The sequence below is a fragment of the Nocardia carnea genome (assembly GCF_029868325.1).
In the GTDB taxonomy this organism is placed as follows: Bacteria; Actinomycetota; Actinomycetes; order Mycobacteriales; family Mycobacteriaceae; genus Nocardia; species Nocardia carnea_C.
Genome location: NZ_JARWNW010000205.1, coordinates 11557 through 34583 on the forward strand (window position 1 = coordinate 11557; position 23027 = coordinate 34583).

A 23027-nucleotide genomic window follows, 5' to 3' on the forward strand; every position below is an offset into this window, starting at 1 on the left:
GACATGTGCTCGACGGGCATCACGGCATCACTCCTCCACGAATCTCGATCGGCCCCGCGCGGGGGCGGCCTCCGATTCTTCCAGGGCGGCACGGGCGGCCGCGACGATCTCCGAGCCGAGTTCCCGGATATCCAGGGGAACTTCGTCGAGTGGATCGATCCGGCGCCGGCGCTGTGCGGCGACCGCCGCCCCGGGGGTCCACACCGGCAGCTTCTCCGGCTCCACCAGAGTCCATTCCTCGTACCACGGCACCTGCCAGACCTGTCCGGCGAGTGAGGCCACCACATCGCGATACCGGCGGATCTCCGGCGCCATCCGGCCCGGCCGGGCCGCCACCGTGATCAGCCCGAGAACCTCGCAGGGACCGGCCAGCCCGGCATGATGCTGGCGCAGCAGATCATGGGCATGGGTCAGCCCCGCGATGGTCTCCCGGGCGACCAGCACCACGAACGGCGATTCCCGTTCGAAACCCCCCGGCCAGCGGCGCCCGGAATCAGCGGCGGGCGCCAGGATATGGGCGAGGGTGCTGGCACCGGCGCCGCCGTGCACACCCAGCAGCCAGACCAGGGGCGCCCGCCCGGCTCCCGGAACGGGGCGGTCCCAGATCGCGGCGCGGCGCGATTCCGGCGGGGGCACCACTCCGGCGGCGGCGGTACGGTCGGGTCGGCGAGGAAGATTCATAGCGGCCGTCATGATGCCACCCCGGCGAGTAACCGCTCGTAGGTCTGCCGGGTCTCGTCGGCCAGGGCGATATGCCGGACCAGCTCACCACGGGCGAGATGCGGATCGTAAGGCACCTCGACGATATCGCGGACCCAGCCGGACAGATGCTCGCGCAGATGATCGGCGACCCGCGAATCGACGCCCGGATGCTGATGCGATACCACGATCGTGGTATCGCCGACGATGCCACCGCCCATCGGCTCGGACTGGTCGCCGTATTCGTCGTCCAGCCATTCGAGCGTCACCCGCAGCCGGTTCGCCGCGTCGACGCGTGCCGGAATGGCCAGTACCAGGGCGATATCCGCATCGTCGAGCAGGGGACGCAACTGGCGGCCGGCGATCGGGCTACCACCGTCGAAGATCCCGGTGTACCCGGCGTGGTCCACCGCCCGCGCCACGGTGAGATAGCTGGCCCGGCGGCGCAGCGGCGCCGCATCACGCCACAGCAGGCCGATGCCCGAGGTCGCGCGCGACATACAGTCCTTCAGCGGCGCCGGTTCGTCGTCCCCGCGTCCGTACAACCACTGCTGCAGGCTGATCGGATGCAGATGCTCGTCGGCTCCGCGCAGGGCCAGATCGCCGCCCGCCGGGGTGGCGTCCACGGCCACCGTGGCCGTTCCCGAAAGCCCCAGTTCACCAGCGAGACCGAGCGCGGTGGTGGTCGTTCCGGCACCACCGCAGCCACCGACGACCAGGATCGGCCGGGCCGCGCCCGGGGTGCGGCCACCGTTACCGCGCAGCCGGACCACCGACGCCTTCCGGTTCGCGCCGGTCTCGTCCGCCGCCTCGGAATCCGATGCGGTATCGAGCCAGCGGCTCCAATCCTCTCCCATCCTGCACTCTCCTCTATCCGGCCGTAATACCCGTGATGAGGGTGCGGCCGTCGATCGCCGCGGTGGTGACCGTCTGCCTGCTGTAGGTGGCCGGTTCACCACCGGGCCGGTATTCGGTGACCTCGACGGAGTACCGCCCGTCGGCGACGGTCACGATGCGTACGCAATGCCGGGTGCCGGGTTCGACGCTGTCGATCCCGGCCTGGATGACCTCGCCCGAGGACACCGGGGCACCGGGCGCCACCACCGCGCGGGCAGCGGCACCGGAACGCTCGACGTAGTAGGCATATTGGAAGCGCAGAATCGCGGCCGGCCCGGAATCCGTTCCGCCCGGGCCGGCGCCGCGGAGCACCGGGCCGTCCTGTTCCTCCGGACATTGCCTGCCCGCCACAGTCCCCGCGCTGCCGGAAGTGAAACGTAAACCGGCCCCGTCGTCGGGTCCGGCTGCCCGGGGCGCGCCCGGAGCCAGCAGATACACCACCACGGCCGTAGCGATGGCGAGGACGATAACGGCGGCGATCAGGACGCCGACCGTGCGGCGCCGGCGGGCAGTGGCATCGCCGGACATATCGCGCAACCGGCCGGGATTACGGCCGATACGGGCGGGTTCGGCGGTTTCGTCTTCGGGCCAGGGCATACGCAACAGATCGCCGTCACGCTCGCCGGCCGGCTCGTCCACCCAGTCGGACCAGCCGCCGGTGAATTCGGTGCGTCGGCCGGAGAGTTCGGCGGGCGCCGGATCCGGCGCGGCGGAGGCGCTACCGGCCTCGGCGATATAGTCGGGATACCTGGCGGGACCGTCGTCGGCGGCGGCCGCGGTGACCTCCGGTTCGGGCCGCTCGGCCGGGCGGTCCACGGCACCACTGTCCCCCTCGGGTTCGAGCGGGTCGTACCATCGGTCGAGTTTTTTGTAGGACTTCAACATTCCCCCATTCCCGTGGCGCCGGGCACGTGATATCGCATCATCGATCCCTCTCGGCGATCAGTTCACGGAGAACGAGTCGTTTTCGGTTGTCGGGGGTGTATCGGACCGGTCTGCCGACGGCCGATCCGGGGACACGCCGCCGGCTCCTGTCCCGAATGGGAATTGTCCCGTACCGGAGGGAGCGGGCGCAGGCGACGCGCCGGGCCCGGTTCCTGAGAATCCGGCGGACGGCGGCGCCGCGGCCCCGGGAGCGCTACCGAGCGGGGCCGGTTCGTCGGCAACCGGTTCGCTACCGCTGCCGTAGGCGTTCGCGAGATCCCGCGCGGCAGCGGCGAACCAGTCGGCGATGAACTTCGTGGGCGCTTCGCCGGTGGCCGAAATCGATGCGTTGCCATAGGCCTGATGCCGCTGGATGGTGTCCCAGTACCGCACCCACGTCGTGGTGTCGAGCAGGGCGTGGTTGTCCTGGATGTTGTCGACGACGGCATTGAAAGCCTGGGTCACCAGCCGGATACCGGTGGTCGGCGGGATGAGTTGCGGAATCGCGCCCAGCAGCTTGGTTCCCAGCAGCAGCAGCGCCGCCGGCGGGTTCGCCAGTCCGGCCGTGGCCAGTTCGGCGATCGCCGCGGGGTTCAGGACCGTACGCACCACGGTGACCACCGCGTTCAGGCCGATCATGCCGACCTTCAGCAGCGCCCGCATCGCACCCGGAATATCCAGCGGGGTCCGCGGATCGGCGGCATCGGCCAGCCGTTCGGAAATCGACTTCTTCGGCGAGATGTTCAGATTCGCCAGCGAGGTGCCCGAAACATCCTCGTTGACCACCTTGGTCGCGGTTTTGATCGAGGTGAAGGCGAGCGCCTGGGCCACCGAGGTGAGCGAGGCGATGGGGTCGCCACCACTGAGCTTGGCCTGCCCGACGATACTGGCCACCGCCTTCAGGATCGGCGCGCCCTCGGGTGCGTCGCAGGCGAGATCGCCCGGGGCGCAGAAGCTGGCCACCCGTCCGGTGAGGGTGCCGAAATCCTCGGCGGCGTCCCGGTTCGGGGCGATCCCGCCGCCGGTGGCGGGCGCCTGCGGAAGCGCGGTGATTCCGGCGATTTCCGCGCCCTCGGTGCCGGGCGCCGGATCCGGGTTCGCCTTACCCGGAGCACCGGGAAACAGTGCGGCGCCGGGGGTTCTGGTGGGGTCGCCGATGAGGGCCACGGCCGCGATCTTGTCGTCGGGCAACGGGCCCTGCCCCTGCCCGATCTCCTGGGCGAATACCGAAGCGACATGGGCACCCTGGGAATAGCCGACGATCGCGAACCGGGTATCGGGGCAGCGCTGCGCCACCGACACGGCCATGGTGCGCAACCGGATCAGCCCGCCGCTCACCGATTCCGAATACGGGGTGACGCTACCGCCGTCTATCCCACCGAAACTGGATTCGTAGGGCACATAGGCGCGCTGGACCAGCTCTTCCTCGGGTGCGGCGGCCATCAGCGGCCGGAACACCGTGGACAGCATGCCGGTATCAGTGGTGGGCGCGGCATCCGGCGACGATTCGCCGGTGCCCTGGATCCCCAAGGCGTACATTGCCGGGCAGGTACTGACCGGTAATTCGTTCGACGAACCCGATGGCCCGGAGAGGTCGGGCGGCTGGGCGTATGCGGGAGCTGTAAGGGTCCCTGCTGTCACGGTCGCCACAGCGACGGTGAGTGCGATCAGCATCCCCGAGAAACTTCTGCTTACAGCCATAGCGACCCGCAATCACTCTTACCGCAGTTACCGAGCGCGACGAAACGCAGTAAACGGTAACAGATTCCGGCTATGACCGCTGAAGCGGCGAAGAGTTTACGCGACCCGCCTGCACCCCCCGGACGCGCCGCGGCGCGTTGCGGCCGGAACGTTACAAAATTCCGGCGGCCCCGCAGCGGCTGCCAAGGCCCCGAAACACTCAGGCGGCGGAGGTCACCCGGTAGACGTCGTAGACGCCCTCGACGTTGCGGACAACATTGAGCAAATGGCCCAGATGCTTCGGATCACCCATCTCGAAGGTGAACTTGCTGATCGCCACCCGGTCGCCGTGCGTGGTCACCGCCGCGGACAGGATGTTGACCTTCTCGTCGGCCAGCACCTTGGTGACATCGGAGAGCAACCGGGTCCGGTCCAGCGCTTCGATCTGGATGGCCACCAGGAAAACCGAATGCGGCGACGGCGCCCATTCCACGTCGATGATTCGTTCCGATTGCTCCTGCAGCGAATCGGCGTTGGTGCAATCCACCCGGTGCACGCTCACCGAACCCCCGCGGGTCACGAACCCCAGGATCTCGTCGCCGGGCACGGGAGTACAGCATTTCGCCAGCTTGGCCACGGTGCCCTCGGCGCCGGGGATCAGCACACCGGCATCACCGCTGAGCCGCTGCCGCGGCGGGGTGGTGGACGGAGTGGAGCGTTCGGCGAGTTCATTCTCCACATCGCCGATTCCGCCGAGCTGGGCCATGAGCCGCTGCACCACATGATGCGCGGAGACCTGATGCTCACCGACCGCGGTGTAGAGCATGGAGATATCGCCGTAGTGCAGTTCGTGCGCCACGGCGGTCATCGCGTCGACGTTCATCAGCCGCTGCAACGGCAGGCCGACCCGTTTGACCTCTTTGTTGATCTGCTCCTTGCCGTTCTCCAGCGCCTCTTCCCGGCGCTCCTTGGCGAACCACTGGCGAATCTTGGCCTTGGCGCGCGGCGAGACCACGAACTGCTGCCAATCGCGGCTGGGCCCGGCGTTCGGCGCCTTGGAGGTGAAGACCTCCACGACCTCGCCGTTCTCCAGTTGCCGTTCCAGCGCGACCAACCGGCCGTTCACCCGGGCACCGATACATTTGTGCCCGACCTCGGTGTGCACCGCGTAGGCGAAATCCACCGGTGTGGACTTCTGCGGCAGCGTGATCACGTCGCCTTTCGGGGTGAAGACGAAGATCTCCGGGGCCTTGAGGTCGAACCGCAGCGATTCCAGGAACTCGGCCGGGTCCGCGGCCTCGCGCTGCCAGTCGAGCAGCTGCCGCATCCAGGCCATATCGTCGACTTCGGCGGCGTCACCCGAGTGGCGGCCCTTGGTCTCCTTGTAGCGCCAGTGCGCGGCGATGCCGAATTCGGCGGTGCGGTGCATATCGTGTGTGCGGATCTGCACCTCGAGCGGTTTACCGTCCGGGCCCACCACGGTGGTGTGCAGCGACTGGTACACCCCGTAGCGGGGCTGGGCGATGTAGTCCTTGAAACGGCCGGCCATGGGCTGCCACAGCGAATGCACCACACCGACGGCGGCGTAGCAGTCGCGGACCTCGTCGCACAGGATGCGGATACCCACCAGGTCGTGGATATCGTCGAAATCCTTCCCCTTGACGATCATCTTCTGATAGATCGACCAGTAGTGCTTGGGCCGGCCCTCGACCGTGGCGGGTATCCGGGACGCGGCGAGGGTGTTCACGATTTCGGCGCGCACCTTCGCCAGGTAGGTGTCACGTGACGGCGCCCGGTCGGCGACCAGACGGACGATCTCGTCGTACTTCTTGGGATGCAGAATCGCGAACGCGAGATCCTCGAGTTCCCATTTGACGGTCGCCATCCCCAGCCGGTGCGCCAGCGGGGCGATCACCTCGAGGGTTTCGCGGGCCTTCTTGGCCTGTTTTTCCGGCGGCAGGAACCGCATGGTCCGCATATTGTGCAACCGGTCGGCCACCTTGATCACCAGCACCCGCGGGTCGCGGGCCATGGCGATGATCATCTTGCGGATGGTCTCGGCTTCGGCGGCCGCGCCCAGGTTGACCTTGTCGAGTTTGGTGACACCGTCGACCAGGTGGGCGACCTCGGAGCCGAATTCCGCGGTGAGCTGTTCCAGCGTGTACCCGGTGTCCTCGACGGTGTCGTGTAGCAGGGCCGCCACCAGGGTGGTGGTGTCCATCCCCAGCTCGGCGAGGATATTCGCGACGGCCAGCGGATGGGTGATGTACGGATCGCCGGATTTGCGGAACTGGGTGGCGTGGCGTTCGTCGGCGACATCGAAGGCGCGCTGCAACTGGGTGAGATTCGCCTTCGGATACAGCTCGCGGTGCACCGTGGCCAGGGGTTCGAGCACCGGTTTCACCGCGGGAATACCGCGCTGACCGGTCATCCGCCGGGCCAGCCGGGCGCGCACCCGGCGGGAGGCCGAACTGGGGACGGCGCCGGACTGCCGAGCGGGCTCGGTTTCGGCGCCGGGACGCGCACCGGCAGGGGAGGCGGCGGCTCCGGCACCGTTGGACTGCGAGCCCGATGTCTGCTCGACCTTCGCCTCGCCCAGATGCTGAGTCATGCCACCACCTCTCCGTGCCGCGGCGTAGCACCGCAACGCTTCAGACCACCAACTTTAGACCCCGCAGCAGTACGGGAGACCCCAGAGCAACACCATCGACACCTATCGATACGCGGACCCACCCGATACAACACCGTATTCGACCTCGTCCTTCCCACTCCGTGTGGGTTCGGGTTCCTCACCCGAGCCCGTCCGGGGTCAGTTCGACCCACCTGGTGATACCGATATCGGCCAGGAACCGCCGATCGTGACTCACCACGAGCAGCGCGCCCTGGAAGGCGGCCAGGGCCTGGGTGAGATGCCGCAGACTCACCAGGTCCAGGTTATTGGTCGGCTCGTCGAGAATCAGCAGTTTGGGCGCCGGGTCGGCGAGCAACAGCATTGCCAGCGCGGCCCGCAGCCGCTCACCGCCGGAAAGCGCGGCGGCGGGCACATCGGCGGCAGCGCCGCGGAACAGGAAGCGGGCCAGCTGGGCGCGGATCCGCTCCGGTTCGGCGTGCGGGGCGCCGGCGGCGACATTGTCGAAGACGCTGCGGCGTTCGTCGAACAGATCGAGCCGCTGCGGCAGCATCCGCCACGGCACCCGCGGCGGTTCGGCGGTGAGCCGCCGCAGCAGCGTCGTTTTCCCGGCCCCGTTGCGGCCGGTGATCGCCACTCGCTCCGGACCGTCGACCGCCAGTGAGACCACCGGGCCGTTGGCCAGCCGCACCGCCTCCAGCGCGACCACATGCTGACCGGGATACAACCGCGTATCGGGTAGTTCGACCCGGATCTCACGATCGTCGCGTAAGGATTCCTCGGCCTGTTCGAGCCGATCCTTCGCCTCCTGAACCTTCTCGATATGGCTGTTGCGCAGTTTGCCCGCCGATACCTCGGCCTGCCGTTTACGCTGTCCCATCACGATCTTCGGTTCGCGCTTGTTCTCGTACATCTTCTGCCCGTACCGCTGCCGCCGGTCGAGTTTGATCCGGGCCTCCACCAGCTCCCGCGATTGTTTGCGCATATCGCTGCGCGCGTCGCGAATCGCCGCCCGGGCGACCTCCTGTTCCTGTTCGACGATCTGCTCGTAGTCGCTGTAGTTACCGCCGAACAACCGCAACCGGCCACCGCGCAGTTCGGCGACAGCGCTCATGCGCTCCAGCAGTTCCCGGTCGTGGCTGACCACCAGCACGGTGCCGGTGAACTGGTCGACGACGTCGTAGAGCCGGGTGCGGGCCGCCGAATCGAGGTTGTTGGTGGGTTCATCCAGCAGCAGAACCTGCGGTTCCCGGAGCAGTTCGGCCACCAGGCCGAGCAGGACGGTTTCCCCGCCGGAGAGGGTTTCCAGCCGGCGGTCCAACTGCGCGACCGAACCCGCCAGATAATCCAGCCCGAGCCGCCCGAACAACGCCACCGCGCGTTCCTCGATATCCCACCGGGTGCCGACGGTATCGAAATCGGTCTCGTCGCCGGATCCGGATTCGATGCGGTGCAGCGCCTTTCGCGTTTCAGCGATACCGAGCACGGTATCGACCCGCTGCCCCACGGCCAGACCGAGATCCTGCCGCAGATAACCGAGTCCGCCGGATACGGTGATCGAACCACGCGCCGGGCGCAGTTCACCGGCCAGTAGACGTAAGAGAGTGGATTTCCCTGCCCCGTTGGATCCGACGAGGCCGATATGGCCCGGCCCGAGCACAGCGTCGAGCCCGTCGAACACCGGAGTGCCATCCGGCCAGGAAAAACAGAGATCGGAAAGAGAAATATCGGCCACGGCTGCCCCTGAGGTATCGATGCGGACGCGGCGCGCATTATGCGGGCCGCACGAGCGACTACCTCATGAGAGCAACGGCAACTCCGATCCCCGGGAACAAGACCTCGACGAGGTTACACCCGCGTCCGGGGCGACGCCAGCATTATTCGACAGGGATCACACGATTCCCGCATCGGGCACGTTCAGACGGTGACGATCGAGGTGACCGGGTAATCGCCCTGCCGGGCGCGTCCGCCCAGGCCCTCGAGTTCCAGCACGACCGCCGCGGCCACGATATGCGCGCCGGCGCTGGTGAACAGATCCGCGGCCGCCGCCAGGGTGCCGCCGGTGGCCAGCACATCGTCGAGCAGCAGCACCCGGCGGCCGGCCAGCTCGACACCGGTGGCGGGGACCTCCAGCGCGGCGGTCCCGTACTCCAGTTGATATTCCCGGGTGATCACCGGAGGCGGTAACTTGCCCCGTTTGCGGACGGCGAGCACCCCGGTCCCCAGCGTGGTCGCGACCCCGGCGCCGAGCAGGAATCCGCGAGCATCCACCCCGGCGACCAGATCCGCGTCCGGAACCAGCGCGGCCAAGCAGTCGACAACGGACCGGAACCCGTCGGGATCGGCGAAAACCGGGGTGAGGTCGGCGAAGCGGACCCCGGGCTCCGGGAAATCATCGGCCCAGCGGGTGAGGCGCCGGACGAGCTCGGCGGCCTGCCCGCCGCGTTCGCGGGTTGCCTCGGCAGGTCCGGCCGCCGCATGCTTACTCATCGGGATACCTCTCTCATCGGACACACTCGGCATCAACGCTGCAGAACCCACTGGTCCATATTCCAGCCGGATCCGGCCCGGGTGGGACCCGCGATACCGTTGTCCAGGCCACCGGAGAACGCGATCGTACGCGGGGTCGCGAACAGCGGGACGCTGGGCAGCTGTGCCCACAGCAGGTTCTCGGCCTCGGTGAGCAGATTCAGCTGCGTGGTCGAGTTGTCCTCCGCGGCGAGCTGATCGGTGATCGAATCGAAGCGGCCGTTGCGGAACTGGCCGATATTGAGTCCGCTACCGCTGCGCAGGCCGCCGATCGCGGCGATACCGTCGAGTGAACCCGCCGGTCCCTGCGCTCCCCCGGGCCCGCCGAGCACCGCGTCCACCGCCCCCTCACGCAACCGCGCGGGCGTGAAGTCCGGGGTGCTCGCGTCTTCTACGGTGATACCGGCCGCTTTGCACGCATCGGCGATCATCGACACCGTCTGCGCCCGGCGGGCGTCGGGCGCGAGGTAGCCGATCCGGACGACCATCCCGTCCTTACCGGCGTCGGCCAGCGCCGCCTGGGCGCCTTCGACATCACCGGCCGCGAACGGCCCGGCTGCGCCCGTGGCCGCGGGGTAGTACAGCGAATCCTGCTGCAGGGTTCGGGAATTCGACGGGCCCGAGCCCAGTCCCGCCTCCGGCGGCTCGGTGACCCGGCCGAGTTGGTCGTACAGCGCCTGCCGGGGCACACAGAGGGCGAAAGCGCGCCGCGCGGCGGTCGATTCGAACACCCCGCCGGTGTTGAGGACGAGCTGTTCGACACCGCGGCTGGGCAACTGCTGAACGGAGTAGGCGTCCAGGTTCATCTCGGGCAGCGACCCCGCGCCGATATCCACCACGGCCGCCGATCCGTCCTCGATCCGGGCCGCGAGATCGGCCGGTTTGGGATACACGACGATCCGGCCGGTGGCCGGTGCCTCCCCCCACCAGCGCTCGTTGGCGACCAGGACGAGGCCGTCCTCGAGGCCGTACGATTCGATCCGGTACGGCCCGGAGGCAGGGAAGCGAGTGATGTCCAGGTCACCGGGTTCCAGTTTCCAGCCGGTGTTCCAGAACTGCGCCAGCCGGTCCAGCGCGGGCCGGTCGTCGTTCTGGACGGCGGCGACGATATCGGGAACATCCGCCGCCTCGGCCGCCACATGGGCGGGCATCAATTCGCCGGCACCGAACAGGGTGCGCCAGGGCAAGTAGCGCTTCCCGGGCCGGAACACCACGGTGCCGTCCTTGGAGCCCGGCTGGCATTCCACCCGCTCGATATCCTCGTAACCGGCCGTGCTCGCCGATTCGAAACCCGGGAACCGGCCGCTGCGGGCGGCCCAGGTGAAGACGAGATCGTCGCACGAGGTGGGCACGCCGTCGGAATAGACGCCCCGCGGATTGAGCCGGTACTGGATCGTCTGCGCCTCACCGGGCACTTCCTTGGCGGTCCCGGTATCGGTATCGGCAACCGGCTGACCGGCGGGCCCGGTATAGAAGAACCCGGTCAGCACCCGGCCGAAGACGGCCTGAGCCGAGGCCGCACCCGCGGCCGTACCACCGTTGTAACTGGTGACCGCAGTATCGACGGCGTAACCGATCGAGGGCACCTGATCCTCACCGGAACATCCCGCCGCCAATCCGGCGGCCGCGGTGGTTGCCGCGAGCAGCGCGATGGTCCGGCGCAGATATGGCAGTCGCATCGATCCGTACCCCTCGTAGTCAGTGCCGCCTCTGTCGTTTACCCGTGGGACGTGCGCCGGGCGCGGGCCCGGCGGAACCGGCGCCGCGCGCCACCCGCGGTTCCCGGTCGCCCGCTTCCGTGGGGCGCGGGCGGGGCGCCGGCCCGGCACCCTGCGGCGCCCGGCCGGCCCGCCGGGCGTGCACCTTCTTGGTGTGCGCGGCGACCGGACCCCAGCGTTCCTTGATCGAAACCAGCAGCGGGGTCGCGAAGAAGATGGACGAATAGGCACCGACCACCGTGCCGACCAGCTGCACCAGCGCAAGATCCTGCAGCGTACCGACGCCGAGCATCCACACCGCGATCACCATGAGACCGATGATCGGCAGAGCACCGATCAGGGTGGTGTTGATCGACCGCATCAGTGTCTGGTTGACCGCCAGGTTCGCCTGCTCGCCGTAGGTGCGCCGGTTGGTATGCGTTACGCCGCGGGTGTTCTCCTCGACCTTGTCGAAGACAACGACCGAATCGTAGAGCGAGAAACCCAGAATGGTGAGCATGCCGATCACCATCGCCGGGGTCACTTCGAAACCGACCAGCGAATAGATACCGGCCGTCACCAACAGGTCGAAGACGAGGGCCGCCAGCGCGGCGAGCGCCATATCGCGTTCGTAGCGGAACCCGATGTAGACACTCACGATCACCAAGAACACCACCAGCGCGATCAGCGCCTGCCGGGTGATCTGCCCGCCCCAGGTTTCGCTGACATCGGAGGCGCTGATGGCGTTGCGGCTCGGGTTCCCGCTGTCGTCGGTGGGCTGGAACTCGTCGAACAACGCGGTCTGCAGGGCGCCGAGGTCCTCGGCGCTCAGTGTTTCCGAACGGATCAGGATGGTGGCGGTATCACCGGTGCCGACGGTCTGCACCGATTCGGGTTCCGAACCGAGCACATCGGAATACACCGTTTCGACCTGTTCGGTAGTGGCATCACCGGCCGGAAGCTGGATCCGGGATCCGCCGACGAAATCGATACCGAAGGTGAAACCGCGTACCGCCATACTCAGCAGGCAGACCAGCACGATGACCGCGGTGACGATGTACCAGCGCCGGCGGTTACCGACCACATCCAATACGCCGGTACCGGTGTACAGGCGGTTCATCCAGCTGTGCCGGGCACCGTTCGTGCGCGCGGGTTCGGGCTTGTCCATGGTTACGGAACTGTTCATCGTCACGCCTTCCCCACCGCGGCCTCGGCCGCCTTGCGTTCACGGGCCAGCTGCTGCATCGCGCCGAGACCGTTCACCGAGGGCTTGGCCCAGAAGGCGGAACGGGCGGCCAGCTGCACCAGCGGAGCCGTCACCAGGAACACCACCACGACGTCGAGAATGGTGGTCAGTCCGAGAGTGAAGGCGAACCCGCGCACCTGTCCGACGGCCAGCACGTAGAGCACGGCCGCGGCGATGAAGCTGACGGCGTTACCGGAGAGGATGGTTTTCCGGGCTCGCTGCCAGCCGCGTGGAACCGCGGACCGGAAACTTCGGCCCTCCCGTATCTCGTCCTTGATGCGTTCGAAGAAGACCACGAACGAGTCGGCGGTCATACCGATACCGATGATCAGACCCGCGATACCGGCGAGGTCCAGGGTGAACCCGATCCACCGGCCGAGCAGCACCATGATCCCGTAGACCGCGAAACCGGATCCGACCAGTGACAACGCCGTCAAGAAACCCAGCATCCGGTAATAGGCCAGGCAGTACAGCAGCACCACGGCCAGACCCACCGCACCGGCGATGAGGCCCGCGCGCAGCGAGGAGAGCCCGAGCGTCGCCGAGACCGTCTCGGCTTCGGAGGTTTCGAACGACAGCGGCAGCGAACCGTACTTCAGCGTGTTCGCCAGATCCTGGGCGGAGGAGGCGGTGAAATTACCCGAGATCTGGGTGCGCCCGCCGAGCTGCGGCCCCTGCTGTACGACCGGCGCGCTGACGACCTGCGAGTCCAGCACGAACGCGACCCGCTGCTGGACGTACTCGCCGGTGAGCGCCGCCCAGGCGTCGCTGCCACCGGACTTGAATTCCAGGTTGATCTCGTGGCGGGACTGTTCGGTATTGAACCCGGAGGTGGCGTCGGCGATCTCCTGGCCGTCGATCCGGCTCTTGTCGAGCAGGAAGACCTCGGTGCCGTCGGTGGAACAGGTGACCAACGGCAGATTCGGGTCGTCGTTACCGGCCAGCGGGTCGGCCGCGGCGCAGTCCATCGTGGACATCGCCAGCTGCTGCATGGTCGGGTCGGTGCTCTGCCGCAGCGTCTTGGCCGCCTCGATCTCCTGCTGGGCCTGTTCCTGCGGGCTCAGCGATTCGTCGGCCGGGGCCGGTTCACCCGGCGCCGGTGCGGGCGCAGGCTCGGTCGACGGCGGCGGCTCCGGCGCGGGAGTCCCGGGGGCCTGTGCCGGGCGGACCTCGAGATCCTCGGCGGATACCGGGGCAGCGGCGGCGGGAGTCTCCGGGGCCGGCTGCTCGGGTTCGGCCGGTACACCGGCGCCGTCCCCGGCCGGCGGTGCCTCCGGAGCCGGGGCGGGCGCGGGCGCCTGGGGAACCGCCGGTGCGGTGGGCTGGCCGGGCGCCTGCTGCGCCTGCGGACTGCCGGGCGCCGGAACGGCCTGGAGTACCGGGCGGATATAGAGCTTGGCGGTCGTGGCCAGCGTACGGGCCTGCTGACTGTCGTCACCGGGAACGGTGATGACGAGGTTGTCGCCGTCGATCACGACCTCGGAACCGGAAACACCGAGACCGTTCACACGGTTCTCGATGATCTCCTGGGCCTTGGTCAGGCTGTCCTGGCTGGGCCGGTTGCCGTCCGGTGTCCGGGCGGTCAGCGTGACCCTGGTACCGCCCTGTAGGTCGATGCCGAGTTTGGGCGTCGGTGATTTGTCACCGGTGAAGAACACCAGCGCGTAGATCGCGGCCACCAGCACGCCGAAAAGGGCGAGCCAGCGGAGTTGATGCGCCGATCCCTGGGACGGTGGCACAGGTCGTCATCTCCTAGGCGGAAGTTCTGGGTGGAACGGCCGGCCGGCACGGGCGCGCCCGCATCGATCGGCTGGGCACACGCCGAGGCCACCGGTCGCCCGGGTGTATCCGGTCCGGTGGCCGGGCCGTGGAATTCAGTCCTTGGTCAGCCGGGTCTCGGTCTGCTTCGGGGTTTCCTCCGCGACAGCCGCGGCGGAATCGGCCACGGGGGTGGAATCGGCCGTCACGGCGGCCTCGTCTCCGGTGGCCTCGTCTCCGGTGGCCTCGTCAGCGGTGGCCTCGTCGCCGGAGGCCTCGTCATCGCTGCGCACATCCCGGATCGCCAGCCGCAACCACGTGGTCACGACATCCTCGGCGATCTCCAGATCGACGGTGGTGTCGTCGACCTCGACCACGGTGCCGAGCAGGCCCGAGGTGGTGGTGACACGGTCACCGACCTTCAGGCTGTCCTGCATCTGGGTGACCTTGTCGGCCTCTTTCTTCTGGCGGCGCATACCGAGGAACATCGGCACGAGCAGCGCTACCAGTATGAGCGGAAACAGGAAATCCATGGTCGAAGTCAGTTCCTGATCTGGTGGGGAGAGGGGCAGGTACGCACACAGTCTGCCAGTTCCTCGGCCGGGCGCCACACCCGCACGCCGGAAAAGTGGTATCCGCCTGCTGCCACCCGGTCGGTCGGAGGGAACCGCGATCCTGGCGAACCAACTGCCGGGCAACCGGTTACGGCCATAATCGGGGTATGACGCCCGAAGATGTGCACCACATCACGTTCACCACGGCACCGTGGGGCCGCCGCGGCTACCGGATGGACGACGTCGACGATCTGCTCGACCATATCGCCGCGGCCCTGGCCGGGCGGACCACCCTCAGCGCGGAACGACTCCGGAGCGGGCTCCGGCCGGGCGGTACCTGGCTGAACCGCGGTTACGATCCCGACGAGGTGGATACTTTCCTGCGACGAGTCCGGGCCGAACTCGGAGTCTGAACCGCCACATCCGCCGCCGATCGTCACGCGACCGGGGCCATCCGCCGTGTCCGCGGCTTCGTTGCATCCGACGGCGGTCTACGTGCCGGCGACCCGTTGCCGCGATCGGCGGATTGCTACCGGTGGTTACCGATCGAAGAGATCGAGCGTGGGCTGGGATTCGCGACCGCGGACCTCGAGCGCGCCGAATGTGAGATCCGGCGGAGGCGTCAACCCGAGATGAGACCAGGCCGCGGCGGTGGCGACCCGCCCGCGCGGCGTCCGCGCCACCATCCCGGCGCGCACCAGGAACGGTTCGCACACCTCCTCGACGGTGGTGGCCTCCTCCCCGACCGCGACCGCGAGCGTGGACACACCGACCGGTCCCCCGCCGAAACCGCGGACCAGGGCACTCAGCACCGCCCGGTCCAGCCGGTCCAGGCCCAGCGCGTCCACGTCGTAGACCTCCAACGCGGCCCGGGCCACCCCGAGGGAGATCCAGCCGTCGGCGCGCACCTCGGCATAATCACGGACCCGGCGCAGCAGCCTATTGGCGATACGCGGCGTACCGCGGGAACGTCCGGCGATCTCGGCGGCGGCGTCGGGATCGATATCCACCCCGAGGATCTGCGCGGATCGCTGCACGATGAGCAGCAGTTCGTCCGTTTCGTAGAAATCCATATGCCCGGTGAAACCGAAGCGATCGCGCAGCGGCCCGGTCAGCGCGCCCGAGCGGGTGGTGGCCCCGACCAGGGTGAACGGCGCGATCTCGAGCGGTATGGACGTCGCCCCGGGACCTTTGCCGACCACCACGTCGACCCGGAAATCCTCCATCGCCAGATACAGCATCTCCTCCGCCGGCCGCGCCATCCGGTGGATCTCGTCGATGAACAACACATCCCCGGCGACCAGATTGCTGAGCATGGCGGCCAGATCCCCGGCCCGCTCCAGCGCCGGGCCGGAGGTGATCCGCAATGCCGTGCCGAGTTCACCCGCGATGATCATGGCCAGGCTGGTCTTACCGAGGCCGGGAGGGCCGGACAGCAGAATATGGTCCGGGGTGCCGCCGCGCGCCCGGGCACCGCGCAGTACCAGCGACAGTTGTTCGCGCACCCGCGGCTGGCCGATGAAACCGTCCAGCGAGGTGGGCCGCAGTCCCGTTTCGATATCGCCGTCCGAGGGCAGGTAGCCGGCGCTGACCGGCGAATCCTCCGCTTCCGGGGAGTTGTCGTAATCCATGACCGCCTAAAGGTTCTCGCCGTGCAGATGCTTCGCTACCGTCGCGGGGCCCGACGCACTCATGCCAGCATCCCGAGCGCGGCACGCAGTGCGGTCGAATTGTCCGCGTCCGGTTGTTCGGCGAGGACCGCGTCGATCGCCGGCTCGGCCTGTTTCGCCGGGAAACCGAGGCCGATCAGCGCCTCCACCACCTGATCACGCACCGGGGTGCGGGCCGGGGCCGGCACGATGCCTGGTGCATCCGCCGGCACCAGGACCAGGTTCACCTTGTCCCGCAACTCCACGACCATCCGCTCGGCTCCCCGCTTCCCGATTCCCGGCACCCGGGTCAGTGCCGCGATATCACCGGCTGCCAGCGCCTTACGCAAGGTTTCGGGCTCGAGCACCGCCAGGACAGCCATGGCCAGCCGCGGGCCCACGCCCGATACCGTCTGCAGCAGACCGAACAGATCGCGGGCCTCGGTGTCGGCGAACCCGTAAAGGGTCATCGAATCCTCGCGCACGATCAACGCGGTGTGCAGCCGCACCTCTTCGCCGCGGGTGAGCCCCGCCAATGTGGCGGGTGTGGCATTGAGCTGGTATCCCACCCCGGCGGTTTCGAGCACCACATGGTCGAGGGCGAGTTCGACAACCTCGCCGCGAATGGACGCGATCACCCGCGCACCGCCTTCCGCTGCTGTTCCAGTCGTTGGGTGTACTGCCGGCGGGCCCGCTCGGCCTGTGCCTCGGCGGCCGCCATCCGCTCGATCAGCGGTGCCCGCCAGCAATGGCAGATGGCGAGCGCCAGCGCGTCGGCGGCATCGGCGGGCTTCGGCGGCGCGGCAAGCCCGAGGATCCGGGTGACCATGGCGGTCACCTGCTTCTTGTCCGCCCCGCCGTGACCGGTCACGGAGGCCTTCACCTCACTGGGAGTATGGAACATCACCGGGATATCGCGGCGCGCGGCCGCCAGTGCGATCACTCCGCCGGCCTGCGCGGTCCCCATGGCGGTGCGCACATTGTGCTGGGCGAAGACCCGCTCGATGGCCACCACCTCCGGCCGGTGGGTGCGCATCCAGTCCTCGGCGGCGTCCGCGATCCGCAGCAGCCGCTGGGCCAGGTCCAGTTCGGCCGGGGTCCGCACCACATCCACGGCGAGGGCGCGCACAGTACGACCGGCTCCCCCTTCGACCATGCTGATCCCGCACCGGGTGAGCCCGGGGTCGACGCCCATCACCCGCACCCGCACAACCTTTCCCAGAACGAACAGTTGTTCGAAGTCTAGTGCAGCGCGGGAATTCCGGAGGACAGTGACACGGACCCCTACCTCGGGCAGGGCGCAGCACAATCCTGTCGGCAATCTCGCCGAAGCCGGTCAGAGTTTCCGGCCCCGCCCGTCCAGTGATCGACACGGCCCGAGGTGTATCCGGTGTGACGTCGCCGAGACCGCGCGGACCGACTGCGGCCGTTCCACGGGCACGGCGACCTCGGTGGATGGCTCGGCGATCGGTGGTCCGGCACCCACCAGCGCGGTGGGATCAGAGAGCCAACTGACTGGAGAAGGCATCGTATGCGGCCACGTCGAACAGTACGAACCGCACTTCCTCGATCGCGGCAGGGCTTTCCTCCCGGACAGTGCCGACCGCGATGCGGGCGGCGTCGTCCATGGGCCAGCGGTAGGCGCCGGTGGAGATCGCCGGAAACGCCACACTGCGGGCGCCCAGTTCCTCGGCGACCCGCAGCGATTCGCGGTAACACGACGCCAGCAGCGGTGCCAACTGCGCCGCACGGTCCCCGCGGGCCGACCACACCGGGCCGACGGTATGGATGACCCAGCGCGCCGGTAACTCACCGGCCGTCGTCGCCACGGCCTGTCCGGTGGGCAGGCCGCGCGGGAACTCGGTCGCCCGCAGTTGCCGGCATTCCGCGAGGATCGCGGGCCCGCCGCGGCGATCACCGACCCGCACTCAGCGGCAACGCTCGCGACCGCCGCCGAGCGCGACCCCGGCGGCGGAGCAATCACTCCAGTTCGGCGAGGACCTCGTCGGAGACGTCGACGTTGGTGTACACATTCTGGACGTCGTCGCTGTCTTCGAGCGCGTCGACCAGTTTGAACACCTTTCGGGCACCGTCGACGTCCACCGCGACGTTCACCGACGGCTGGAAGCCGGATTCGGCGGAGTCGTAGTCGATACCGGCCGCCTGCAGGGCCGAACGCACCGCGATCAGATCGCCGGGCTCACTGATGATCTCGAACGATTCACCGAGGTCGTTGACCTCTTCGGCACCGGCGTCGAGCACCGCCATCAGCACATCGTCCTCGGAGAGACCGTTCTTCTCCAGCGTGACGATGCCCTTGCGGTGGAACAGATAGGCCACCGAACCCGGATCGGCCATATTGCCGCCGTTGCGGGTCATCGCGACCCGGACCTCGCCCGCCGCCCGGTTACGGTTGTCGGTGAGACATTCGATCAGGACCGCGACACCATTGGGGCCGTAGCCCTCGTACATGATGGTCTGCCAGTCGGCGCCGCCGGCTTCCTCACCACCGCCGCGTTTGCGCGCGCGCTCGATGTTGTCGTTGGGAACCGAGGATTTCTTCGCCTTCTGGATGGCATCGAACAGAGTCGGGTTGCCTTCCGGATCGCCGCCACCGGTGCGGGCCGCCACCTCGATGTTCTTGATCAGCTTGGCGAACAGCTTGCCGCGCTTCGCATCGATCGCCGCCTTTTTGTGCTTGGTGGTGGCCCATTTGGAGTGGCCGCTCATTCCCTACTTCCTTCAGGTCGATGGCTGGTCTGCTGCTTCACGCTACCGGCAGGCCGGGCGGACAATTCCGTCACCCTACTCGCACAGCGGCCGGTCAGCAGTTCAGCGGTCGCGAACCAGATCCACGAACAGCCGGTGCACGCGATGGTCGCCGGTCACCTCGGGATGGAACGAGGTGGCCAGCACAGCACCCTGGCGTACTGCCACGATCCGGCCGGCGGCGGGGCCGCTGGGTACCCGGGCAAGCACCTCGACCCCCTCACCGGCCCGTTCCACCCACGGCGCCCGGATGAACACCGCCCGCATCGGACCGCCGTCCACTCCGGCGAAGTCGAGATCGGTTTCGAAGGAATCCACCTGCCGGCCGAAAGCGTTGCGGCGCACGGTCATATCGATACCGGACAGATGCCGGGCATCGGGGCGGGTGTCGAGCACCTCGTCGGCCAGCAGGATCATGCCCGCACACGACCCGAACGCGGGCATCCCGTCGCGCAGCCGTTCCCGCAGCGGTTCGAGTAGTTCGAACACCTGCAGCAGTTTGGAGATCGTGGTCGATTCCCCGCCGGGCAGTACCAGCGCATCGACCGCCGCGAGCTCGGCCGGACGGCGTACCAGCACCGGGTCGGCACCGCACAGGTCCAGCACCGCGACATGCTCGCGGACATCGCCCTGCAGGGCCAGCACACCGATGGTGGGCCGATCGGCGGACGCCACGAGATCGACGTCCGGCCGGCTGTCCCGGGAAACCGCAGTATCGTTCACCTGTGCGAGCTTACGAGGCGAGCCGGTGTGCGCGAGGTCACGCCGAGTTCCCGAGCCGTGTTCACTTCCGCAGGGTGCGGATCAGCCCCTCCTGAACCACCGCGGCGACCATTCGGCCACTGCGATCGAAGATCTTCCCGCCGGTCAGTGCCCGGCCGAAACCGGCCGACGGCGAGGACTGGTCGTACAGCAGCCAATCATCGGTGCGGAACGGGCGCAGGAACCACATGGCGTGATCCAGCGAGGCGTTCTGCGTGGGTTCGTCGGGATGGGTGACCTTCGACGACCCCAGCAGCGTCATATCGCTCATATAGGCGAGCGTGCACACGTGGAACAGCGGATCGTCGGGCAGTGGATGCCGGTACCGGAACCACACCTGCTGCGGCGACACCACGCCGGGGCGCTGGGTCACCTGCTCCTGCGGGACCGGCCGGATATCCCAGTGCTCCCATTCCCGCATCGCCCACAGGCGTTCGGGGTCCATGGAGGTCTCGGCGTCGGGCAGATCGTCGGGCGGCGCCACCTCGGCCATCTCGTCCTGGTGCGAAGGCCCCTCGTCACCGATATGGAAGGACGCGGACATGGTGAATATCGCGTCCCCGTCCTGGACACCGGTGACCCGGCGAGTGCAGAACGAACGCCCGTCCCGGATGCGGTCGACCATGTACACCGTCGGCGCTTCCGGGTTTCCGGGCCGCAGGAAGTAGCCGTGCAGCGAATGCACCTGAAACCGCGGCTCCACCGTGCGCACCGCCGAGACCAGCGCCTGCCCCGCCACCTGCCCACCGAAGGTACGGGGGAGCTGGGTCTTGGGAAACGCGCCGCGGAAGATATCGCGTTCGAGGCGTTCGAGCTCCAACGCCTCTTCGATAGTCGCCATTGGCTGAGATTAGCCCGAAGAGTCCTATTTCCCATGATTCACCGGCGGGTAATCCCGGTCACCGCCCGCACCGTGGGACCTGCTGTGATGAACCGATGCCGCGTTTCACCCCGATCACCCAGGACGCACTCGCCGAGCGGATCGCCCGGCAGTTACGCGAATCCGGCGGGCAACTGGTCGCGGTGGACGGCGCCGATGCCGCGCACCCGCTTGCATTCGCCCGCCTGGCCGCCGGCCGTCTCCGTGCCGACGGCCGACCGGCCGAACTGGTCTCGGTGCACGATTACGTCCGGCCGGCCTCGCTGCGGATGGAATTCGGCCGCGACGAGACTGCTTACCGAACCGGCTGGTTCGACTATCCGGCGCTGCGCCGGGAGGTCCTCGACCCGCTGCGCACGGACGGCCGATGGCTGCCCGCGCTATGGGACGAAGCGGCCGACCGATCCGCTCGCGCGCTCCGCCGCCGCGCGAGCCCCGGCACCGTCCTGTTCGTCGCGGGTCCGATGCTGCTGGGCCGCGACCTTCCCTTCGACCTCACCGTCCGCCTCGACCTGAGCCCGGCCGCGCTGGCCCGCCACACCGCGGAAACAGACGCCTGGACCGTCCCCGCGCTTCTGGCCCACGACCGCGAGCATCCCGAACCTCCGGACTATTTCCTCCGCTGGGACCACCCGGATCGTCCCGCCCTGCGCACCGAAGCCGGCTGAGCCGTTCGGAACCGGCCGGGCGCTCATGGGGGTACAGGCCGACTCGACGCCTCGCGCTGCCGACCGGTCCGGCGTTCGACCGTCGCCGCTGCCGACCGGCCGCCGGCCCTACAACCGCTGCGCCGGGCGCAGGTCAGTCCTACTACCCGCGCGTTCCGGCAGGCGCCGCGGCCAGGGCCCGCGCGTACGCCGAGTGTCCGAGAAGAAGGATCACCAGCCGCGTTCGGCCAGCCGGTGCGGCTGGGCAATATCCTCCACGTTGATCCCGACCATCGCCTCGCCGAGACCGCGGGAAACCTTGGCCAGCACATCGGGGTCGTCGTAGAAGGTGGTGGCCTTCACGATGGCGCTGGCGCGCTGTTCGGGGTTGCCGGACTTGAAGATGCCCGAACCCACGAACACACCCTCGGCGCCGAGCTGCATCATCATCGCGGCATCGGCGGGGGTGGCGATACCGCCCGCAGTGAACAGCACCACCGGCAGCTTCCCGGTTTCGGCGACCTCGCGAACCAGCTCGTAGGGGGCCTGCAGTTCCTTGGCGGCGACATAGAGTTCGTCGGCCGGCAGCGAACCCAGCCGGGCGATCTCCTGGCGGATCTGACGCATATGGGTGGTCGCATTGGAGACATCGCCGGTGCCGGCCTCACCCTTGGAGCGGATCATCGCCGCACCTTCGGTGATCCGGCGCAGCGCCTCACCGAGGTTGGTGGCACCACAGACGAACGGTACGGTGAACTGCCATTTGTCGATGTGGTTGGCGTAATCGGCGGGGGTGAGCACCTCGGATTCGTCGATGTAATCGACCCCGAGGCTCTGCAGCACCTGCGCCTCGACGAAATGCCCGATCCGGGCCTTGGCCATCACCGGGATGGATACGGCCTCGATGATCCCGTCGATCATGTCCGGATCGCTCATCCGGGAGACGCCACCCTGGGCGCGGATATCGGCGGGCACCCGCTCGAGCGCCATCACCGCGACGGCGCCGGCGTCCTCGGCGATCTTGGCCTGGTCCGGGGTGACCACATCCATGATCACCCCACCCTTGAGCATCTCGGCCATACCGCGCTTCACGCGGGCGGTACCGGCCTCGCGGGTTGCTTCGGTGGTCTGTGCGGTCTCGGGCGTGGTCACGGCAGCTCCTGTGTCCGGTGCAGGGGAAATCGTCGATGAACACCACGAGTCTAGGTGCGCCCCGAATCGGCCTTCATATCCAGTCCGGGAGCACTGGACTGATCACGACCTGGCGTTATATGCACCACTACGGAAACTGGACCGGATAAAACACCGCCGGGCCGGTGTCGGCACCGGCCCGGCGGGGCATGGGAAACCGACTCAGATCGGGTTGACCACCAGCAGCTTCGCCCAGTACTCAGCGGCGCTGGGCCCGAGAATCGGCAACAGGTAATCGAACAGGATGTAGGACACTTCTTCACCTCCACACACCGAATCGACACAACCTCGGTGCGCCAAACTGCGCTGACGTTATCACGCCGAGTGAAACCCGTCACAGTATTCTTGGCGCGCTGGCGCGCGCGGGGGGTGGGGGGCGAAAGGAGAAAAAGAAGGGGCGCCCGCCCCGCAACCCCCCCACACAAAACCAGGGCGGCGCGTTGTCCCGCGTGGCCGTGAATGGGTTCGGCCGGTCCTTTCTTCCCGCCCGCGATACAATGCGGCGCAGCCGCGAGT

General features: G+C 68.2%; 21 protein-coding genes. 2 read left to right on the forward strand and 19 right to left on the reverse strand.

Translation table 11 applies throughout. From position 1 onward, the window contains the following. Positions 1-27: 27 nt before the first annotated feature. The 11 genes from QH196_RS17025 to yajC all read right to left on the reverse strand — a co-directional run bounded on the left by QH196_RS17025 (position 28) and on the right by yajC (position 14592). Positions 28-693, reverse strand: a complete 666-nt coding sequence (locus QH196_RS17025; protein WP_280416779.1) for a DUF6668 family protein — start codon at positions 691-693, stop codon at positions 28-30. After that, positions 690-1556: a MinD/ParA family ATP-binding protein gene (locus QH196_RS17030; RefSeq protein ID WP_280416780.1), complete on the reverse strand. Its 867-nt coding sequence runs from the start codon at positions 1554-1556 to the stop codon at positions 690-692. The genes QH196_RS17025 and QH196_RS17030 overlap by 4 nt, the downstream gene beginning before the upstream one ends. A gap of 13 nt (positions 1557-1569) precedes the next feature. Then, complete coding sequence (locus QH196_RS17035) at positions 1570-2481, reverse strand: hypothetical protein (protein ID WP_280416781.1); 912 nt, start codon at positions 2479-2481, stop codon at positions 1570-1572. A gap of 57 nt (positions 2482-2538) precedes the next feature. Beyond that, complete coding sequence (locus QH196_RS17040; protein WP_280416782.1) at positions 2539-4221, reverse strand: cutinase family protein; 1683 nt, start codon at positions 4219-4221, stop codon at positions 2539-2541. A 199-nt stretch (positions 4222-4420) separates the two neighbouring features. Next, entirely contained in the window at positions 4421-6811 is a 2391-nt protein-coding gene (locus QH196_RS17045) for a RelA/SpoT family protein (protein ID WP_280416783.1), read from the reverse strand. 178 nt (positions 6812-6989) lie between these two features. Beyond that, the gene (locus QH196_RS17050; protein WP_280416784.1) at positions 6990-8564 is read right to left on the reverse strand and encodes an ABC-F family ATP-binding cassette domain-containing protein; all 1575 of its coding nucleotides are present in this window, start codon (positions 8562-8564) and stop codon (positions 6990-6992) included. Positions 8565-8746: 182 nt separating this feature from the next. Continuing rightward, positions 8747-9319, reverse strand: a complete 573-nt coding sequence (locus QH196_RS17055) for an adenine phosphoribosyltransferase (protein WP_280416785.1) — start codon at positions 9317-9319, stop codon at positions 8747-8749. Between the two features lie 32 nt (positions 9320-9351). Further along, entirely contained in the window at positions 9352-11037 is a 1686-nt protein-coding gene (locus tag QH196_RS17060; protein WP_280416786.1) for an ABC transporter substrate-binding protein, read from the reverse strand. 19 nt (positions 11038-11056) lie between these two features. Beyond that, complete coding sequence (secF, locus tag QH196_RS17065) at positions 11057-12241, reverse strand: protein translocase subunit SecF (protein ID WP_280416787.1); 1185 nt, start codon at positions 12239-12241, stop codon at positions 11057-11059. A gap of 2 nt (positions 12242-12243) precedes the next feature. Continuing rightward, on the reverse strand, positions 12244-14040 hold the full coding sequence (gene secD / locus QH196_RS17070) for a protein translocase subunit SecD (RefSeq protein WP_280416788.1): 1797 nt from the start codon (positions 14038-14040) through the stop codon (positions 12244-12246). 135 nt (positions 14041-14175) lie between these two features. Then, complete coding sequence (gene yajC / locus QH196_RS17075) at positions 14176-14592, reverse strand: preprotein translocase subunit YajC (protein WP_280416789.1); 417 nt, start codon at positions 14590-14592, stop codon at positions 14176-14178. A 188-nt stretch (positions 14593-14780) separates the two neighbouring features. Here yajC and QH196_RS17080 point away from each other — a divergent pair, with 188 nt between their 5' ends. After that, positions 14781-15026 carry a DivIVA domain-containing protein gene (locus QH196_RS17080; RefSeq protein WP_280416790.1) on the forward strand — a complete coding sequence of 82 codons (246 nt, stop codon included), beginning with the start codon at positions 14781-14783 and terminating at the stop codon, positions 15024-15026. A gap of 126 nt (positions 15027-15152) precedes the next feature. Here QH196_RS17080 and ruvB read toward each other — a convergent pair whose 3' ends face one another. The 7 genes from ruvB to QH196_RS17115 form a co-directional block, all read right to left on the reverse strand. Continuing rightward, entirely contained in the window at positions 15153-16244 is a 1092-nt protein-coding gene (ruvB, locus tag QH196_RS17085; protein WP_280416791.1) for a Holliday junction branch migration DNA helicase RuvB, read from the reverse strand. 59 nt (positions 16245-16303) lie between these two features. Beyond that, a complete protein-coding gene (gene ruvA / locus QH196_RS17090) occupies positions 16304-16900 on the reverse strand; it encodes a Holliday junction branch migration protein RuvA (protein WP_280416792.1) in 597 nt (198 codons plus the stop codon). Continuing rightward, on the reverse strand, positions 16897-17466 hold the full coding sequence (ruvC, locus tag QH196_RS17095; RefSeq protein ID WP_280416793.1) for a crossover junction endodeoxyribonuclease RuvC: 570 nt from the start codon (positions 17464-17466) through the stop codon (positions 16897-16899). The genes ruvA and ruvC overlap by 4 nt, the downstream gene beginning before the upstream one ends. 295 nt (positions 17467-17761) lie before the next feature. After that, positions 17762-18190 (reverse strand): macro domain-containing protein, encoded by a 429-nt coding sequence (locus QH196_RS17100; RefSeq protein ID WP_280416794.1) that lies wholly within the window; start codon positions 18188-18190, stop codon positions 17762-17764. 52 nt (positions 18191-18242) lie between these two features. After that, positions 18243-18992 (reverse strand): YebC/PmpR family DNA-binding transcriptional regulator, encoded by a 750-nt coding sequence (locus tag QH196_RS17105; protein ID WP_280416795.1) that lies wholly within the window; start codon positions 18990-18992, stop codon positions 18243-18245. A gap of 102 nt (positions 18993-19094) precedes the next feature. Next, entirely contained in the window at positions 19095-19706 is a 612-nt protein-coding gene (gene pdxT, locus QH196_RS17110) for a pyridoxal 5'-phosphate synthase glutaminase subunit PdxT (protein WP_280416799.1), read from the reverse strand. Between the two features lie 109 nt (positions 19707-19815). After that, positions 19816-20634 carry an acyl-CoA thioesterase gene (locus tag QH196_RS17115; RefSeq protein ID WP_280416796.1) on the reverse strand — a complete coding sequence of 273 codons (819 nt, stop codon included), beginning with the start codon at positions 20632-20634 and terminating at the stop codon, positions 19816-19818. Positions 20635-20729: 95 nt separating this feature from the next. Between QH196_RS17115 and QH196_RS17120 the strand changes: the two genes are divergently transcribed. Beyond that, positions 20730-21341 carry a hypothetical protein gene (locus QH196_RS17120; protein ID WP_280416797.1) on the forward strand — a complete coding sequence of 204 codons (612 nt, stop codon included), beginning with the start codon at positions 20730-20732 and terminating at the stop codon, positions 21339-21341. 210 nt (positions 21342-21551) lie between these two features. On the opposite strand, the gene pdxS is transcribed toward QH196_RS17120, so the two are convergent. After that, on the reverse strand, positions 21552-22472 hold the full coding sequence (pdxS, locus tag QH196_RS17125) for a pyridoxal 5'-phosphate synthase lyase subunit PdxS (protein WP_280416798.1): 921 nt from the start codon (positions 22470-22472) through the stop codon (positions 21552-21554). Positions 22473-23027: the final 555 nt, after the last annotated feature.

What these genes read in the sequence shown, in the direction of transcription:
- QH196_RS17025 (WP_280416779.1), bottom strand. Translation starts at nt 693, where the DNA reads ATGACGGCCGCTATGAATCTTCCTCGCCGACCCGACCGTACCGCCGCC.
- QH196_RS17030 (WP_280416780.1), bottom strand. Translation starts at nt 1,556, where the DNA reads ATGGGAGAGGATTGGAGCCGCTGGCTCGATACCGCATCGGATTCCGAG.
- QH196_RS17035 (WP_280416781.1), bottom strand. Translation starts at nt 2,481, where the DNA reads ATGTTGAAGTCCTACAAAAAACTCGACCGATGGTACGACCCGCTCGAA.
- QH196_RS17040 (WP_280416782.1), bottom strand. Translation starts at nt 4,221, where the DNA reads ATGGCTGTAAGCAGAAGTTTCTCGGGGATGCTGATCGCACTCACCGTC.
- QH196_RS17045 (WP_280416783.1), bottom strand. Translation starts at nt 6,811, where the DNA reads ATGACTCAGCATCTGGGCGAGGCGAAGGTCGAGCAGACATCGGGCTCG.
- QH196_RS17055 (WP_280416785.1), bottom strand. Translation starts at nt 9,319, where the DNA reads ATGAGTAAGCATGCGGCGGCCGGACCTGCCGAGGCAACCCGCGAACGC.
- QH196_RS17060 (WP_280416786.1), bottom strand. Translation starts at nt 11,037, where the DNA reads ATGCGACTGCCATATCTGCGCCGGACCATCGCGCTGCTCGCGGCAACC.
- secF (WP_280416787.1), bottom strand. Translation starts at nt 12,241, where the DNA reads ATGAACAGTTCCGTAACCATGGACAAGCCCGAACCCGCGCGCACGAAC.
- yajC (WP_280416789.1), bottom strand. Translation starts at nt 14,592, where the DNA reads ATGGATTTCCTGTTTCCGCTCATACTGGTAGCGCTGCTCGTGCCGATG.
- QH196_RS17080 (WP_280416790.1), top strand. Translation starts at nt 14,781, where the DNA reads ATGACGCCCGAAGATGTGCACCACATCACGTTCACCACGGCACCGTGG.
- ruvB (WP_280416791.1), bottom strand. Translation starts at nt 16,244, where the DNA reads ATGGATTACGACAACTCCCCGGAAGCGGAGGATTCGCCGGTCAGCGCC.
- QH196_RS17105 (WP_280416795.1), bottom strand. Translation starts at nt 18,992, where the DNA reads ATGAGCGGCCACTCCAAATGGGCCACCACCAAGCACAAAAAGGCGGCG.
- QH196_RS17115 (WP_280416796.1), bottom strand. Translation starts at nt 20,634, where the DNA reads ATGGCGACTATCGAAGAGGCGTTGGAGCTCGAACGCCTCGAACGCGAT.
- QH196_RS17120 (WP_280416797.1), top strand. Translation starts at nt 20,730, where the DNA reads ATGCCGCGTTTCACCCCGATCACCCAGGACGCACTCGCCGAGCGGATC.